This window comes from Candidatus Sulfotelmatobacter sp. (genome assembly GCA_035504415.1).
Taxonomy (GTDB): Bacteria; Vulcanimicrobiota; Vulcanimicrobiia; order Vulcanimicrobiales; family Vulcanimicrobiaceae; genus Vulcanimicrobium.
The window spans coordinates 153,585-166,386 of sequence record DATJRY010000013.1; the positions used below are offsets into that span (position 1 = coordinate 153,585).

Sequence of the window (12,802 nt, forward strand, 5' to 3'; positions counted from 1 at the left end):
CCGACCTATCCGGATACCGAGAAGCGTTCGTCGGCATAGTGCGACGCGCGCTCGGCGAGCAGGCCCGCCTCGTTCCGAGACGGGTCATCGGTGACCTCCTCGAAAAGCGCGCGCAGCACCTCTCCCACCCGCGGGTCGCCGCGGAACCCCGGCGGCGCCAGCCCTTTGCGTACGAACAAGTCGATCACGTCGCTCCCCGAGATCGCCAGATCCGCGATCTGCAGCGGTGGCCGCTCGGCGATGACGGCCCCGATGCGAGCCTCGAAGCGCTCGTTGTCGTCCTCGCGCTTGGGCATCCCCGAGCCGGCGATGTCGGCCCAGCGTAGCGCGAACAGGCGCCCGAGGTGCTCGATCCCGATGCGCCGGATGAAGCGCCGCAGCGTCCGGTCGACGGCGTCCGGATCGGCGGCGTACATGTGCTGCCGCACCAGGTGCGCGACGGTGTCGATCGTGTCGTTCGGCAAGCGCAGGCGCGCCAGCATCGGCCGGACCAGGTCCGCGCCGATGTGCTCGTGGCGGTAGAAGGTGTTCCCGCGCCCATCGGGGCGCGGCGCGGCGGCCCGCGGCTTGCCCACGTCGTGCAGCAGCGCCGCGAGCCGCAGCGTCAGATCGCCCGGCGGAGCCGCGTCCAGGGTGGCCAGGTTGTGGCGGTAGACGTCGTAGGCGTGCCACTCGTTCTGGTCGACCCCGACGCCCTCGAGCAGCTCCGGCCACAGGCGCCCCAGGAGCCCCGTCGTGCGCAGGATCTCTAGGCCGACCGACGGGCGCGGAGCGGTCATCAGCTTGGCGATCTCCTCGCCGATGCGCTCGGCGGAGACCGTGTCGAGGAGCGCCGCCGCGGCACCGATCGCCGCCTCCGTGCGCGGCGTGAGGACATACCCGAAGCGGGCCGCGAACTGCGCGGCGCGCAGCATCCGCAACGGGTCCTCGACGAAGGCCGCCTCCTCGACGATGTCGATCCGGCCGGCTCGGATGTCCTCGATCCCGCCGTAGGGGTCGATCCGGGCGTCGTCCGACAGCCGCCGGGCGATCATGTTCATGCGGAAGTCGCGACGACGCAGGTCGTCCTCGAGCGGAATCTCCGGGCCCGCCTCGACCGCGAAGTCGGTGTGCCCGGGACCGGTCGACCGCTCCCGGCGCGGCAGCGCCACATCGGCCTCGCCGGCGGAGTGCCGGAACTTGAGGACCGAGAACGAGGCCCCGACGACGTCGACCCTGCCGACCGAGCGCAGGCGCTCCAACAGCTCGTCGAGCGAGAGGCCGGTGACGACGTAGTCGAGGTCCTTCGGCGGCCGCTCGACCCCGTCGAGCTGCGCGCGCAGCTCGTCGCGCACGCGACCGCCGACCGCGTAGACGGCGTCGGCGGGCAGCACGGAGACCAAGACGTCGTCGATCGGATGGCGCACGGGCACCGCCCATTGTACCGCTCGTCGCCAACCGGGCGAAAGTTCCACGGGAAACTTTGCTCTGTCCTACAGAGCTTTGTTTAACGTGAAACTGCTGCTTGCTAGTGGACTGCTTTGCGGGCGGAGGCGTGGGCCTCGTCGAGGGCCGCGACCGCGGCGGTGCGCACATCGTCGAGCGCGGTCTGCGCGGCGTGGAAGGCCGAGTCGACGGCGGCCTGGGCCGAGGCAAAGATGTGGTCGACCTGGGCCGCGCTCGGCGTCCCCGCCAGCGCGCCGCGCGTGCAGTCGAAGACCTGGTCGAGGGTGCCGCTGGTCGCCCCGAACACCCCAGCCACGGCCTCATGGGTCTCGCCGACGACCCCATCGAGCGCGACGGCGGCCGGAGCGGAAGGAGCTGGCGTCTGCGGCATGCCCCCTGTACGCCGCTCGGGTTGCCGGTGTTTCGCGCCGTTCAGTCGAGGCAGAGCGGTCGCTTCGCGGGGACGCCGTTGCGGCGCGGGAAGCGCGGGCCGGTCGGCGCCCGCTTCTCGAGCACCAGCACCCGGCGCTCGCCGCCGAGGATCCGTTCCTCGACCAGCTCCGCGCCCAGCACCAGTGCCGCGTCGGCGACGGCGTTGCGCTCGCGCGGTTCGAGGCTGCCGCGTTGCAACAGCGCGCGTCCGCCGATCGCGAGGAAGGGCACCGTCAGCTCCGCGACCGCCGGCGCGCTCGACACGGCCCGGGCCGTGGCGGTACGGAACACCTCGCGCAGGTCGGGCCAGCGGGCCGCTTCCTCGGCGCGTTCGGCCACCACCTCGCCGGTGAGACCGAGCGTGGCCAGGGCTTCCCGCAAGAACGCCGCTCGCTTGGCGATCGGCTCGATCAGCGTCATGCGCGCGCCGGTCGCAATCGCCAGCGGGATCCCGGGCAACCCGTTCCCGGAACCGACGTCGACCAGCGGGCCGACGACGTCGCCGGCCAGCCTCAGCGCGTCGAGGATGTGCTCGGCGAAGGCGCTCCCCTCGCGCGCGCCGGTCAGGTTCATGCGCCGGCTCGCCGCCAGCACGAGCGCGGCGTAGACGGCCAGCCGCTCTGCCAGCCGGGGTTCGACACCGGCGACCGACAACGAGGCCAGCGCCGCCCCGTCCGGCAGCGGCGTCATGCCGGGCTGGCGTGCCGGTGCAGGTGGACGCTGAGCAAGGCCAGGTCGGCCGGCGTGATCCCCGGGATGCGGCCGGCGGCGCCGAGCGTGCGCGGCCGGGTGCGGCTGAGCTTTTCGCGCCCTTCGCGCGAGAGCGCCCGGACCGCGCCGTAGTCGAGGTCGCCCGGAACGACGACGGCCTCGTCGCGAGCGGCCCGCTCGATCGTCGCCTGCTGACGGCGCACGTAGCCGTCCATCTTGATCTCGATCGCGACCCGCTCGCCGATCGGCGGCGACAGCGGGGTCGGGAAGCGGTCGGCCACGTCCGGATAGTCGAGGTCCGGGCGCCGCAGCGCGTCGGCCAACGTGGCGCCGGGCAAAAGGGTTGTCCTGCCAATGGTGACGGTGCCCAGCCGGGTCGCCTCGGCGGCCTGCCGGCCCGTCACGATGGCGTCGCGGCGGGCGCGGAACGCCTCCCAGTCCGCCGCGTCGACCAAGCCGACCGCATGCGCGAGCGGCGTCAGGCGCTGGTCGGCGTTGTCGTGCCGCAGCACCACCCGGTGCTCCGCCCGCGAGGTCAGCATCCGGTAGGGCTCGTCGACCCCGCGGGTGACCAGGTCGTCGATCAGCACCCCCACGTACGAGGTCTCGCGGCCCAGCCGCAGCGGCGGGCGCCCGTGCGCGCGCAGGGCCGCGTTCGCGCCGGCGATCAGGCCCTGGGCCGCCGCCTCCTCGTAGCCGCTGGTCCCGTTGAGCTGGCCGCAGTGGAACAGGCCGGCGACGCGGCGTGTCTCGAGGCTCGGATCGAGCTCGGTCGGGCTGACGTAGTCGTACTCGACGGCATAACCGGCCCGCAGCATGACGACCTCGGCGAACCCCGGCAGCGTGCGCAGCAGCGCCAGCTGCACCTCAGCCGGGAGGGACGTCGAGAAGCCGCCGACATAGAAGGTCGGCTCGTCCCAGCCTTCGGGCTCGACGAAGACCTGGTGCGACGGATTGTGGGCGAACTTGACGACCTTGTCTTCGATCGAAGGGCAGTAGCGCGGTCCGATCCCGCGGATCAGATCGAGGCCGTAGAGCGGCGAGCGATGCAAGTTCTCGCGCACCAACGCATGGGTGCGCTCGTTGGTGTCGACGATCCAGCACGGCAACTGCGGCCCGGCGAACGCCGCCGCGCTCCGGTGCGAGAACGGCAGCGGCACCGCGCTGGGCGCCTGCACGCGCATCGCCTGCAGATCCAGCGTCGCGCGATCGACGCGCGGCGGCGTCCCGGTCTTGAGTCGCGCGAGCGGAAAGCCCAGCCGGGCCAATGCGCCGGAGAGCCCGAGCGCGGGCGCTTCGCCGAAACGGCCTTCGCTGCGGACCTCGTCGCCGCGGAACGTCTTGCCCCCCAGGAACGTCCCCGTCGCGAGCACGACGTTCGGCGCGCGCAGCGTGCGACCGTCGGCCAGTACGACGCCGCGCACCGCGCCGGCGACGACGTCGAGCTCTTCGGCCATCCCCGCCACCAGTTGGAGGTTCGGCTGCCGCTCGACCTCGGCCCGCGCCTCGCGCACGTACGCCGGCTTGTCGGCCAGCGCGCGCAGCGCACGCACCGACGGTCCCTTCGATTCGTTGAGGAAGCGCGCGTGCAGCGAGACGCGATCGGTGATGCGCGCCATCGCCCCGCCGAGCGCGTCGATCTCGCGCACCAGCTGCCCCTTGGCGCTGCCGCCGATCGACGGGTTGCAGGCCAGCGTGCACACGCGCGCCGGGTCGCCGGTCACCAGCAGCGTCGGCGCGCCCAGGCGTGCGGCAGCCAGGGCGGCTTCGAGGCCGGCATGGCCGCCGCCGACCACGATCACTGCGGCGTCGGCGCCGTCCGGTCGTTTCGTCACGCGCGCATCATCGTAGCATGCGTTCACAACCGGCGCCCGCGCGAGTTAGTCCGACCTGGCCGACGGGCAACTCGGGACGGTGGAGGAGCGCTGGCGCCTCGAGGCGAGGCTCGACGAGGTCGCAATCGCACGGCGCGGCGTGCGCAAGGCGCTCACCTGCGCCGGCGTCGACGCCGACTTGGTCGCGCTCGGCGAGCTCGCGACCGGGGAGCTGGTCGCGAACGCGATGGAGCACGGCCGGGGCTCGACCGTCGACGTCGCGCTGCGCACCTGCCCGGAGTCGGTCGTCCTCGCCGTCACCAACGAGGGCGCCGCGTTCGAACGAAGCTTCCCGACGGCCGCCTTTCTGCAGGACGCCGAGCGCGGACGCGGCCTCGCCTTGCTGGCCGCGTTCGGGTGCGACCTGTTGATCGCGTGCACGCCGCCGCGGCACTGCACCGTCACCGCGCGGATCCCACTGCACGCGGCGCGCTAGCGCACGTTCGCTTCGCGCGCCAGCAGCGCACGCTTGCGCTCGAGCCCCCAGCGATACCCGCGCAACGCACGGTCGCTGCCGACCACGCGATGACACGGCACCGCCAGCGCGACCGGATTCGCCGCGCAGGCGGCCGCGACGGCGCGCGCGTTGTGCGGCTCGCCCAGTGCGGCCGCCAGCGCGGCGTACGTCGTCGTCTCGCCGCTACGCAGCGCGCGCAGCGCGCGCCAGACGCGGCGTTGAAACGCGGTGCCGCGCACGTCGAGCGGCAGCGTCAGCTCGTGGTCCGGTCGATCGACGGCGCGCACCACCGCCGCCAGCGCGTCGCGAACGTCGGCCGGCGCCGCGTGTAGCTCGGCGTGCGGAAAACGCTTGCGCAGCTCGGCTTCGAGCGCGCGCGCGTCGTCGCCCAGCTCGATCGCGCACACGCCGCGCGGCGTGGTCGCGACGAGCACCGTGCCCAGCGCGCAGGGCGCGCTCGCGTACGCGATCCGTTGGCCTTTGCCGCCGGCGCGAAACGTCGAGGGCGTCATGCCCAGCGCATCGTCGTCGTACGCGCGGCTGGGCGAACCGAAACCGGCGTCCAGCAGCGCGTCGGTGACGCGCGACCCGGCTCCGAGCTCGGCTCGCAGCCGCTCGGCGCGGCGCGCGCGCCGGTACTCGCCGGGCGTGACACCGACGATCTGCCGGAACACGCGCTGAAAATGAAAGCGGCTCAGGCCGACGTGCTGCGCGATCGCATCGAGCGGCGGCGGCTCGGCCGCGTCGAGCAGCGCGCATGCGCGTGCGATCGCCCGCGCGCGCGCCGCGTCCGGCTGCGTGTCGGGCTCGCAGCGTTTGCACGCGCGAAAGCCCGCCCGCCGGGCGGCGCCGGCGTCGTCGAAGGCGACGACGTGCTCGCGCCGCGGCGTGCGCGCGGGGCACCCGCTGCGGCAGTAGATGTGCGTCGTCGTCACCCCGAACCGGAAGCGTTCGTCGCGCTTGCGGTTCACGATGTGCTCCCAGCGGCGCTCGTCGATCGGTTCCACGGTCTGCGTCATCACGACCCGATGCTACGCCGCGGGGCTGCGCCGGCGCGTCCCGCGCCTTGCGCGCGCATCGGCTACTTGCCGATGCAGAAGCGGGCGAAGATCCCGTCGAGCAGGGCCTCGGTCGCGGCGGCGCCCGTCAGCTCGGCCAGCGCGGCGACCGCCGCGGCCACGTCCGGTGCGGCCAGGTCGAGCGGTTCGCCGGCCGCCACGGTCGCCGCGGCCAGCGCCAACGCCTCGGCCGCGCGCGCGACGGCGTCGGCCTGCCGGGCCGAGGCCAGATGCGGCCGGCTCAGGTCCAGCAGCTCGCCGCGCCAGCCGGCGGCCGCGATCGCTGCGCGCACGGCGGCCAAGCCGGCCGGGTCCTGCACCGAGCCGTGCAGCGCGTCGGTCTCGGCCGGATCCCGTTCGCGAAAGCCGGCGTCGCCCAGGTCGCTCTTGTTGAACAGCACGACGCGCGGCCGCTCGCGGGTGCTCGTCAGCACGGCCCGGCTGTCGGCGTCGAGCGGACGCGAGCCGTCGACGACCACCAGGGCCAGCGCCGCGCCGGCCAGCGCCCGCTCGGTCCGGTCGATCCCGATCCGCTCGAGCGGGTCGGCGGTCCGGCGCAGACCCGCCGTGTCGAGCACCCGGACCGCGACGCCGTCGATCGTGAAACGCTCCTCGATCACGTCGCGGGTCGTCCCGGGGACGTCCGAGACGATCGCCCGATCCTCGCCCAGCAGCCCGTTGAGCAACGAGGACTTGCCGGCGTTCGGCGGCCCGACGATTGCCAGCGAGAGTCCCTCGCGCACCAGGCGGCCGCGTTCCCAGTCGGTGACCAGTCCCGCCAGCGCGGCCTGCGCAGCGCCGACGGCGTCGGCGACCGCGGCGCGCGCGGGCTCGGGAACCTCGTCGGGATAGTCGATCGCACCGGCCAATTGCTCGAGGATCGCCGTGAGCGGCGCGCCGACCGCCTCGACCGCCGCCCGCAGCCCGCCCGCCAGGTTGGCGTGCGCAGCGCGCGCGGCCGCCCGCGACTCGGCCGCGATGACGTCGGCGACCGCCTCCGCGGCGCTCAGGTCGAGCTTGCCGTGGACGAAGGCGCGCCGGGTGAACTCACCCGGTCCGGCCGGCCGCGCGCCGGCGTGGAGGCACGCGCGCAGCGTCTCGCCGGCGATCAGCGGGCTGCCGTGCACGTGCAGCTCGAGGACGTCCTCGCCGGTGACCGTGCGCGGCGCGTCCATGGCGATCGCCAGGCCCCGGTCGAGCACCGCGCCCTGGGCGTCGAGGATCTCGCCGTAGGTGGCGACCCGGTCGCGCAGCGCCTGCGCGCTGCGGAAGACGCGCGCGGCGATGGCCCGGGCCTCCGGGCCGCTGCAACGGACGATCGCGATCGCGCCGCGGCCCGGCGGGGTGGCGATCGCCGCGATCGTCTCCATCGAGGTCCGCCGTTACTCGGCGGCCGGCGCGTCCTTCGGGAACACCACCAGCCGGCGCTCCGGCTCGACGCCTTCGGACTCGGTGCGCACGAACGGCGAGTCGGCCAACGCGAGGTGGACGATCTTGCGTTCGGAGGGCAGCATCGGCTCGAGCTTGATCGGCCGCTGCTCGCGCACGACGCGTTCGAGCGTCGCCAGCGCCAACGTCTTGAGCTGATCGGCGCGGCGCGCGCGGTAGCCTTCGGCGTCGATCGTGTAGTAGTGCCGGTTGTTGCGCGAGCCGGCGTTGATGATGTTGTTGTAGATCAGGTTGAGCGCTTCGAGCGTCTTGCCTTCGCGGCCGATCAGCGCGGCCAGCTTGGGCCCGCGCACCTCGAAGTACTCGCCCTCGCTGCGCGCGATGTAGACGATCTCGACGTCGTCGAGTCCCATCTTGCCGAGGATCTCCTCGAGCAGCGCGCGGGCCGGCTTCGCCGCTTCGGGCTCGACCGACGGCGTCGCCGGCTCGAGCATCGGTCCGCGCGGCGGTCCGCTGCGGCGCGGTCGCCCCTCGCCCTCGCTGCCGCTGCGGCGCGGGGCCGGGCGGCTACCGGGCCGACGCCCGCCCGAACGGCGGCGTCCGCCTTCGAAATCCTCGTGACTCATCGCCGCGACCGCTTCTTCGCGCGGTAGGTGCGCTTCCCGTTGGTGGCCGCATCGCCGTCGGCCTTGCCGGCCGGTCGGGCCGGCGACCCCTGCAGCGCTTTCTTGCCGTTGCCGCTCTCGGCGACGGCCGGCGCGGCGTTCGCGCTCGCGAGCGCCTTGCCGCCCAAGCCGATGCCGAACTTGCGGAACATGTAGAACTGCTGCGCGACGGTGAACACGTTGGTCGCCAGCCAGTAGATGTACAGCGCCGACGCCCAGCGGTACTTGAAGCCGAAGAACGCGATCATCGCCGGCGAGACGAAGGCCATGATCTTCTGCGTCTGCGCCTGTTGCGGATCTTGCGAGGGCGGGCTGCCGTACCGCACGGTGAAGTACATCGAGACGACGTAGAGCACGAGCAGGAAGATGTCCGGCACCGCCAGGCTGCTCGCGAAGAGCGTGTAGTGCAGCATGCCGTTGACGGCCGCCGCCATCGGCGAGCCGATCCACAGCCAGTGCTCGGTGGTGAAGTCGCTGATCCGCGACTGGATCGCCCAGTACAGCCCGATCAGGATCGGGAACTGGATCACCATCGGCAGGCAGCCCGCCAGCGGGTTGACGTTGTGCTCCTTGTAGAGCGCCATCATCGCCTGGTTCTGGGCTTGCTGATCGTTCTTGTACTTGGCGCGGATCTGCGCGATCAGCGGCTGCACCTTCTGCATCTCCGCCATCGAGCGGAACTGCATCGCGGCCAGCGGCCACAGCACGATGCGAACGACGAGCGCGAGGACGATCAGGGCCCAGCCGTAGGACGGGATCACCGCGTGGATCCCGGTCAACACGTTGCCGAGCCCGTGGACCAGCGGGTCGAAGAAGACGTTGGTGGCGAGCACGGGCGTCAGGGGGCCTTTCGAATGCGCAAGGGGACCGGGTCGAAGCCGCCCGGATGCCAGGGTCCGCAACGCAGCAGACGGCGCACCGCCATCGTACCGCCGTGCAGGGCCCCGTGTTTCTGGATCGCCTCGCTGGCGTACTCCGAGCAGGTCGGCGCGAAGCGGCACGCCGGCGGCAGCACGGGTGAGACGAGAAGCTTGTACAGGCGCAGCGCGCCGAGGAGGGCCGAGCCGATCATGCCGCGGCGCCGAGGGCGCGGGCGACCTCGCCCTGGAGGACCGGGAAGCCCAGCTCGCCGGCGCCCGGCCGCGCGATCACGACGATGTCGCGCCAGGGTGGCGCGGCCAGCGGGTAGCGGTCGAGGATCGCCTTGAGGCGGCGGCGCAGGCGGTTGCGGACGACCGCACCGCCGACGGTCCCGGCCACCGTGATCCCGACCCGGCTGCGGCCTCGCCCATCGGCGAGGAACCAGGTCAGGTATGGTCCGGCGACCCGCTTCCCCCGGCGGGTGACGCGGCTGAAGTCGCCTCGGCGCCGCAGGGAGTCGTAGGCCCGCACGGGATCACACCGCCAGGCGGTGACGCCCCTTCTTGCGGCGCGCGGCAAGGACGCGGCGGCCGTTCTTCGTCTGCATGCGGGCGAGGAAGCCATGAACGCGCTTCCGGCGCCGGTTGTGCGGCTGATAGGTCCGCTTCACGGAACGAGTACTCCTAGGCTGGGGCGCGGCCAGGCCTGCCCCGTCGGGTGCGACACGTCAGTATACGGGCTCGGGCCCCCGAGCGTCAAGGAAAGGCGGCGTTCTGCGAATCGTTCGCGACTTGTCCACAGCGGTGGAGAGGGCTGTGGATGAATCATGAGGGGCAAGCGTCGCGGATGCCGCTGCGATGCGGGTTCCTGCCGTATTTCGAGAGCCGGGGAAAGTGGTGGATACGTCGGGCGGACCTCGGCCGGACGCGACCGGCCCGCCTGTGGATAAGTGGAGAAGTCCGGGGGAAAACCGCGCAGGAAGCCTCCCCCGCCGGGCCAATCCCCGTTGCTCATTCTCCCCCAGCGACGTTTGCCTGCTGGGCGGATCATGCAGTGGACGGTAACGGTATGAACCAGACCAGCACGACGGTGCCACAGGATCTTTGGACCGCGGCACTCGACCGGCTCGAGCCTCGGTACAACAAACCGGTTTTCGAAATGTGGCTCAAGCCGATGCGGCTGGTCGACCTCACGCCCTCGGAGATCGTCCTGGCGGTGCAGACGACGTTTGCCCGCGATTGGGTCGAGAACCGGCTCAAGGGCGACATCACCGCCGTCCTGCACGAGCTGCTGGGCGCCGAGGTCGCGCTGCGCGTGGTCGTCGATCCGGGGGCCGAGACCCATACGCCGGCAACCGCGGTCCCGGCGGCCAAAGCGGCCCCGACCGACGACCTGCGCATCGGGCACCTCAACCCGCGCTACACCTTCGACGACTTCGTCATCGGGAACTCGAACCGGTTCGCGCACGCCGCCGCGTTGGCGGTGGCCGACGCGCCGGCGATGGCCTACAACCCGCTGTTCTTGTACGGCGGCGTGGGGCTGGGCAAAACGCACTTGATGCATGCCATCGGGCACCGCGTGCTGGCGCACAATCCCAGCGCCAACATCGTGTACGTCTCCTCGGAGAAGTTCACCAACGAGTTCATCATCGCGATCAAAAACAATCAGACGGTCGAGTTCCGCAACCGCTACCGGCACGTCGACGTGCTCTTGATCGACGACATCCAATTCCTCGAGGGCAAGGAGCAGACCCAAGAGGAGTTCTTCCACACCTTCAACTCGCTGCACGAAGCGCAAAAGCAGCTCGTCATATCGAGCGACCGCCCGCCCAAGGAGATTCAAACCTTGGAGTCGCGGCTGCGTTCGCGGTTCGAATGGGGCCTGCTCACCGACATCCAGCCGCCGGACTTCGAGACGCGCGAGGCGATCTTGCGCAAGAAGGCCGAGACCGAGAAAGTACCGGTTCCGGACGAAGTCTTGGCATTTATCGCCAAGGTTATCCCGTCGAATATCCGAGAACTTGAGGGTTCGCTCATCCGCGTGGTCGCGTTCGCGTCGTTGACGAAGTCCGCGATCACGGTGGAGCTCGCCTCCGAGGTTCTCAAGAACGCCGTGGCCCAGGCCCCGATGCACCGCGTCACCATTCCCTTGATCAAAGAACGCGTCGCCAAACATTACGGCATCTCGATCAAGGAGATGGAGGCGCAGCGCCGGGATCAGCGTGTGACGCTGCCGCGCCAAATCGCGATGTACATCGCCTGGCAGCTCACCGGCGCGTCACTGCCGCAGATCGCGCGCGAGTTCGGCAAGAAGGACCACACGACCGCGATGTACGCGCGCGACAAGATCGCCGACATGATGGACGCCGACGAAGCGTTCCGCAACAAGGTCCGCTCGCTGGTCTCCCAGATCCAGACGGAATGAGGTGGCTTCATCGCTCTGAACGAGCGCTGAAGCCTTCGCGGTCCTCGCTGCGCTGCGGTCCGCCACAAGTGGCGGGCCTTTCTTTTTCTCAGCGTGTCGCAGATGGGTGGGGAGGCCGGCCCTGCCCAATCCACCTTTCCCTCCCCGCGCTGGGCACAGGGCACCCTATGCCCCGTGGAAAAACGGGATCGTCGCGTGTGACGGGGATAGCGGGGACACGGGACGGACCGGGTCCACACCCTCGACGGACCGCGAACCCCTGCGGCACATGGCGGAAGGCGTTTGTCCCCGCTGTGCACCGCCTTACTGCTAGTACGACGATTCTTCTTTAACTTATGACACGGCGCCCAGACCGCGTCGGGACGGTGGATCAGTGAAGTTCACGTGCAGTACCAAGGACATCGCTTCGGCCGTCGGCGCCGCGAGCAAGGTCGTCAACGCGCACACGACGGTGCCGATCCTCTCGAACGTGCTGCTGACCGCCGCTGACGACGGCATCCGCGTGCGCGCGACCGATCTCGAGCTGACGCTCGAACAGTCCTTCCCGGCGGAGATCGCGGAGGCCGGCGCCGTCACCGTTCCGGCCAAGCTCTTCAGCGGCTACCTGGGCAACTTACCGGCCGGCCTGCTCGAGCTGACCGGCTCGTCCTCGCGCGCCTCGGTCAAAGCCGAACGCTCGAACTACGACTTCCACGCGCTCCCGGCCGACGAGTACCCGCCGCTGCCGGCGGCGCAGAAAGGCGCGAGCTTCGCGCTGGGCGCCAAACGCTTCCGCGACGGCGTCAACGCGACGATCTTCGCGGCGTCGAGCGAAGAGGCGCGCGGCGCCGTGCTGATGGGCACGCTGCTCGAGCTCGACGGCGACCGCATCACGCTGGTCGCGACCGACGGCTACCGCCTCGCGCGCTGGACCTCGACGCTGGACCGGCCGATCGAGGGCAGCGCGCGGTACATCGTCCCCTCCCGCGCGCTGAACGAGGCGGCGCGCAATCTGGGCACTGCCGACGAAGTCGAGGTCACCGCCCTGGGCGCGCAGGCCAATCAGCTGCAGTTCACCGCCGGCACCACCTCGATCGTCGTGCGGCTGGTCGACGGGCAGTACCCGAACTACCAGCAAGTGATCCCGGCCAAGTTCGACCGCCGCGTCGTCGTCAACACGCAGGGGCTGATCGGCGGCTTGCGCCGCGCCGAGCTGGTCGCCGGCGACCGCGCCTCGATGGTCAAGCTCGAAGTCGCCAACCAGACGCTGATGATCACCGCCAAGTCCGACGTCACCGGCAACGCCTACGAAGAGCTCGAAGTCGAGCAGACCGGCGACGATCTGGCGATCGCGTTCAACGCGCGCTACTTGGTCGAGATCCTCAACCACGTCGACTCGCCGCAGACGATCCTCGAGTTCTTGGGCCCGCTCTCGCCGGCCGCGATCCGTCCCTTCGAACCGGCCGACGGCGGCGAACAGCTCTACGTGTTGATGCCGCTGCGCCAGTAGCCGTGGGACCGCTCGAT

14 protein-coding genes are annotated in these 12,802 nt (G+C 71.3%); 3 read left to right on the top strand and 11 right to left on the bottom strand.

Translation table 11 applies throughout. The features are described 5' to 3' along the window. Window positions 1–5: 5 nt before the first annotated feature. The 4 genes from VMD91_11955 to mnmG all read right to left on the bottom strand — a co-directional run bounded on the left by VMD91_11955 (window position 6) and on the right by mnmG (window position 4,403). The gene (locus VMD91_11955) at window positions 6–1,412 is read right to left on the bottom strand and encodes an HD domain-containing protein (GenBank protein ID HTW84776.1); all 1,407 of its coding nucleotides are present in this window, start codon (window positions 1,410–1,412) and stop codon (window positions 6–8) included. Between the two features lie 95 nt (window positions 1,413–1,507). Continuing rightward, window positions 1,508–1,816, bottom strand: a complete 309-nt coding sequence (locus VMD91_11960; GenBank protein HTW84777.1) for a hypothetical protein — start codon at window positions 1,814–1,816, stop codon at window positions 1,508–1,510. A gap of 41 nt (window positions 1,817–1,857) precedes the next feature. Next, entirely contained in the window at window positions 1,858–2,547 is a 690-nt protein-coding gene (locus VMD91_11965) for an RsmG family class I SAM-dependent methyltransferase (protein HTW84778.1), read from the bottom strand. After that, the gene (gene mnmG, locus VMD91_11970; GenBank protein ID HTW84779.1) at window positions 2,544–4,403 is read right to left on the bottom strand and encodes a tRNA uridine-5-carboxymethylaminomethyl(34) synthesis enzyme MnmG; all 1,860 of its coding nucleotides are present in this window, start codon (window positions 4,401–4,403) and stop codon (window positions 2,544–2,546) included. Before mnmG ends, VMD91_11965 begins: the two co-directional genes overlap by 4 nt. A gap of 79 nt (window positions 4,404–4,482) precedes the next feature. Between mnmG and VMD91_11975 the strand changes: the two genes are divergently transcribed. Continuing rightward, on the top strand, window positions 4,483–4,878 hold the full coding sequence (locus tag VMD91_11975; GenBank protein ID HTW84780.1) for an ATP-binding protein: 396 nt from the start codon (window positions 4,483–4,485) through the stop codon (window positions 4,876–4,878). On the opposite strand, the gene ada is transcribed toward VMD91_11975, so the two are convergent. From ada to rpmH, 7 genes are all read right to left on the bottom strand, one after another. Next, window positions 4,875–5,918: a bifunctional DNA-binding transcriptional regulator/O6-methylguanine-DNA methyltransferase Ada gene (gene ada, locus VMD91_11980; protein ID HTW84781.1), complete on the bottom strand. Its 1,044-nt coding sequence runs from the start codon at window positions 5,916–5,918 to the stop codon at window positions 4,875–4,877. The genes VMD91_11975 and ada overlap by 4 nt on opposite strands. A gap of 62 nt (window positions 5,919–5,980) precedes the next feature. Then, the gene (gene mnmE / locus VMD91_11985; GenBank protein HTW84782.1) at window positions 5,981–7,327 is read right to left on the bottom strand and encodes a tRNA uridine-5-carboxymethylaminomethyl(34) synthesis GTPase MnmE; all 1,347 of its coding nucleotides are present in this window, start codon (window positions 7,325–7,327) and stop codon (window positions 5,981–5,983) included. 12 nt (window positions 7,328–7,339) lie between these two features. Continuing rightward, window positions 7,340–7,972, bottom strand: coding sequence for a R3H domain-containing nucleic acid-binding protein (locus VMD91_11990; GenBank protein HTW84783.1), 633 nt, complete (start codon window positions 7,970–7,972; stop codon window positions 7,340–7,342). Continuing rightward, entirely contained in the window at window positions 7,969–8,844 is an 876-nt protein-coding gene (locus VMD91_11995; protein HTW84784.1) for a YidC/Oxa1 family membrane protein insertase, read from the bottom strand. The genes VMD91_11990 and VMD91_11995 overlap by 4 nt, the downstream gene beginning before the upstream one ends. Before the next feature lie 5 nt (window positions 8,845–8,849). After that, the gene (gene yidD / locus VMD91_12000; protein ID HTW84785.1) at window positions 8,850–9,083 is read right to left on the bottom strand and encodes a membrane protein insertion efficiency factor YidD; all 234 of its coding nucleotides are present in this window, start codon (window positions 9,081–9,083) and stop codon (window positions 8,850–8,852) included. Continuing rightward, window positions 9,080–9,403 (bottom strand): ribonuclease P protein component, encoded by a 324-nt coding sequence (rnpA, locus tag VMD91_12005; protein HTW84786.1) that lies wholly within the window; start codon window positions 9,401–9,403, stop codon window positions 9,080–9,082. Before rnpA ends, yidD begins: the two co-directional genes overlap by 4 nt. A gap of 4 nt (window positions 9,404–9,407) precedes the next feature. Next, complete coding sequence (rpmH, locus tag VMD91_12010; GenBank protein HTW84787.1) at window positions 9,408–9,542, bottom strand: 50S ribosomal protein L34; 135 nt, start codon at window positions 9,540–9,542, stop codon at window positions 9,408–9,410. Window positions 9,543–9,589: 47 nt separating this feature from the next. On the opposite strand from rpmH, the gene dnaA reads away from it, so the two are divergent. Both dnaA and dnaN read left to right on the top strand, forming a co-directional pair. Beyond that, on the top strand, window positions 9,590–11,296 hold the full coding sequence (gene dnaA, locus VMD91_12015; GenBank protein ID HTW84788.1) for a chromosomal replication initiator protein DnaA: 1,707 nt from the start codon (window positions 9,590–9,592) through the stop codon (window positions 11,294–11,296). A 373-nt stretch (window positions 11,297–11,669) separates the two neighbouring features. Further along, window positions 11,670–12,785, top strand: coding sequence for a DNA polymerase III subunit beta (gene dnaN, locus VMD91_12020; protein ID HTW84789.1), 1,116 nt, complete (start codon window positions 11,670–11,672; stop codon window positions 12,783–12,785). Window positions 12,786–12,802 lie beyond the last annotated feature (17 nt).

Excerpts from the sequence above, each read along its gene's own strand:
- VMD91_11960 (HTW84777.1), bottom strand. The coding sequence starts at position 1,816 with ATGCCGCAGACGCCAGCTCCTTCCGCTCCGGCCGCCGTCGCGCTCGAT.
- VMD91_11965 (HTW84778.1), bottom strand. The coding sequence starts at position 2,547 with ATGACGCCGCTGCCGGACGGGGCGGCGCTGGCCTCGTTGTCGGTCGCC.
- ada (HTW84781.1), bottom strand. The coding sequence starts at position 5,918 with ATGACGCAGACCGTGGAACCGATCGACGAGCGCCGCTGGGAGCACATC.
- mnmE (HTW84782.1), bottom strand. The coding sequence starts at position 7,327 with ATGGAGACGATCGCGGCGATCGCCACCCCGCCGGGCCGCGGCGCGATC.
- VMD91_11990 (HTW84783.1), bottom strand. The coding sequence starts at position 7,972 with ATGAGTCACGAGGATTTCGAAGGCGGACGCCGCCGTTCGGGCGGGCGT.
- yidD (HTW84785.1), bottom strand. The coding sequence starts at position 9,083 with ATGATCGGCTCGGCCCTCCTCGGCGCGCTGCGCCTGTACAAGCTTCTC.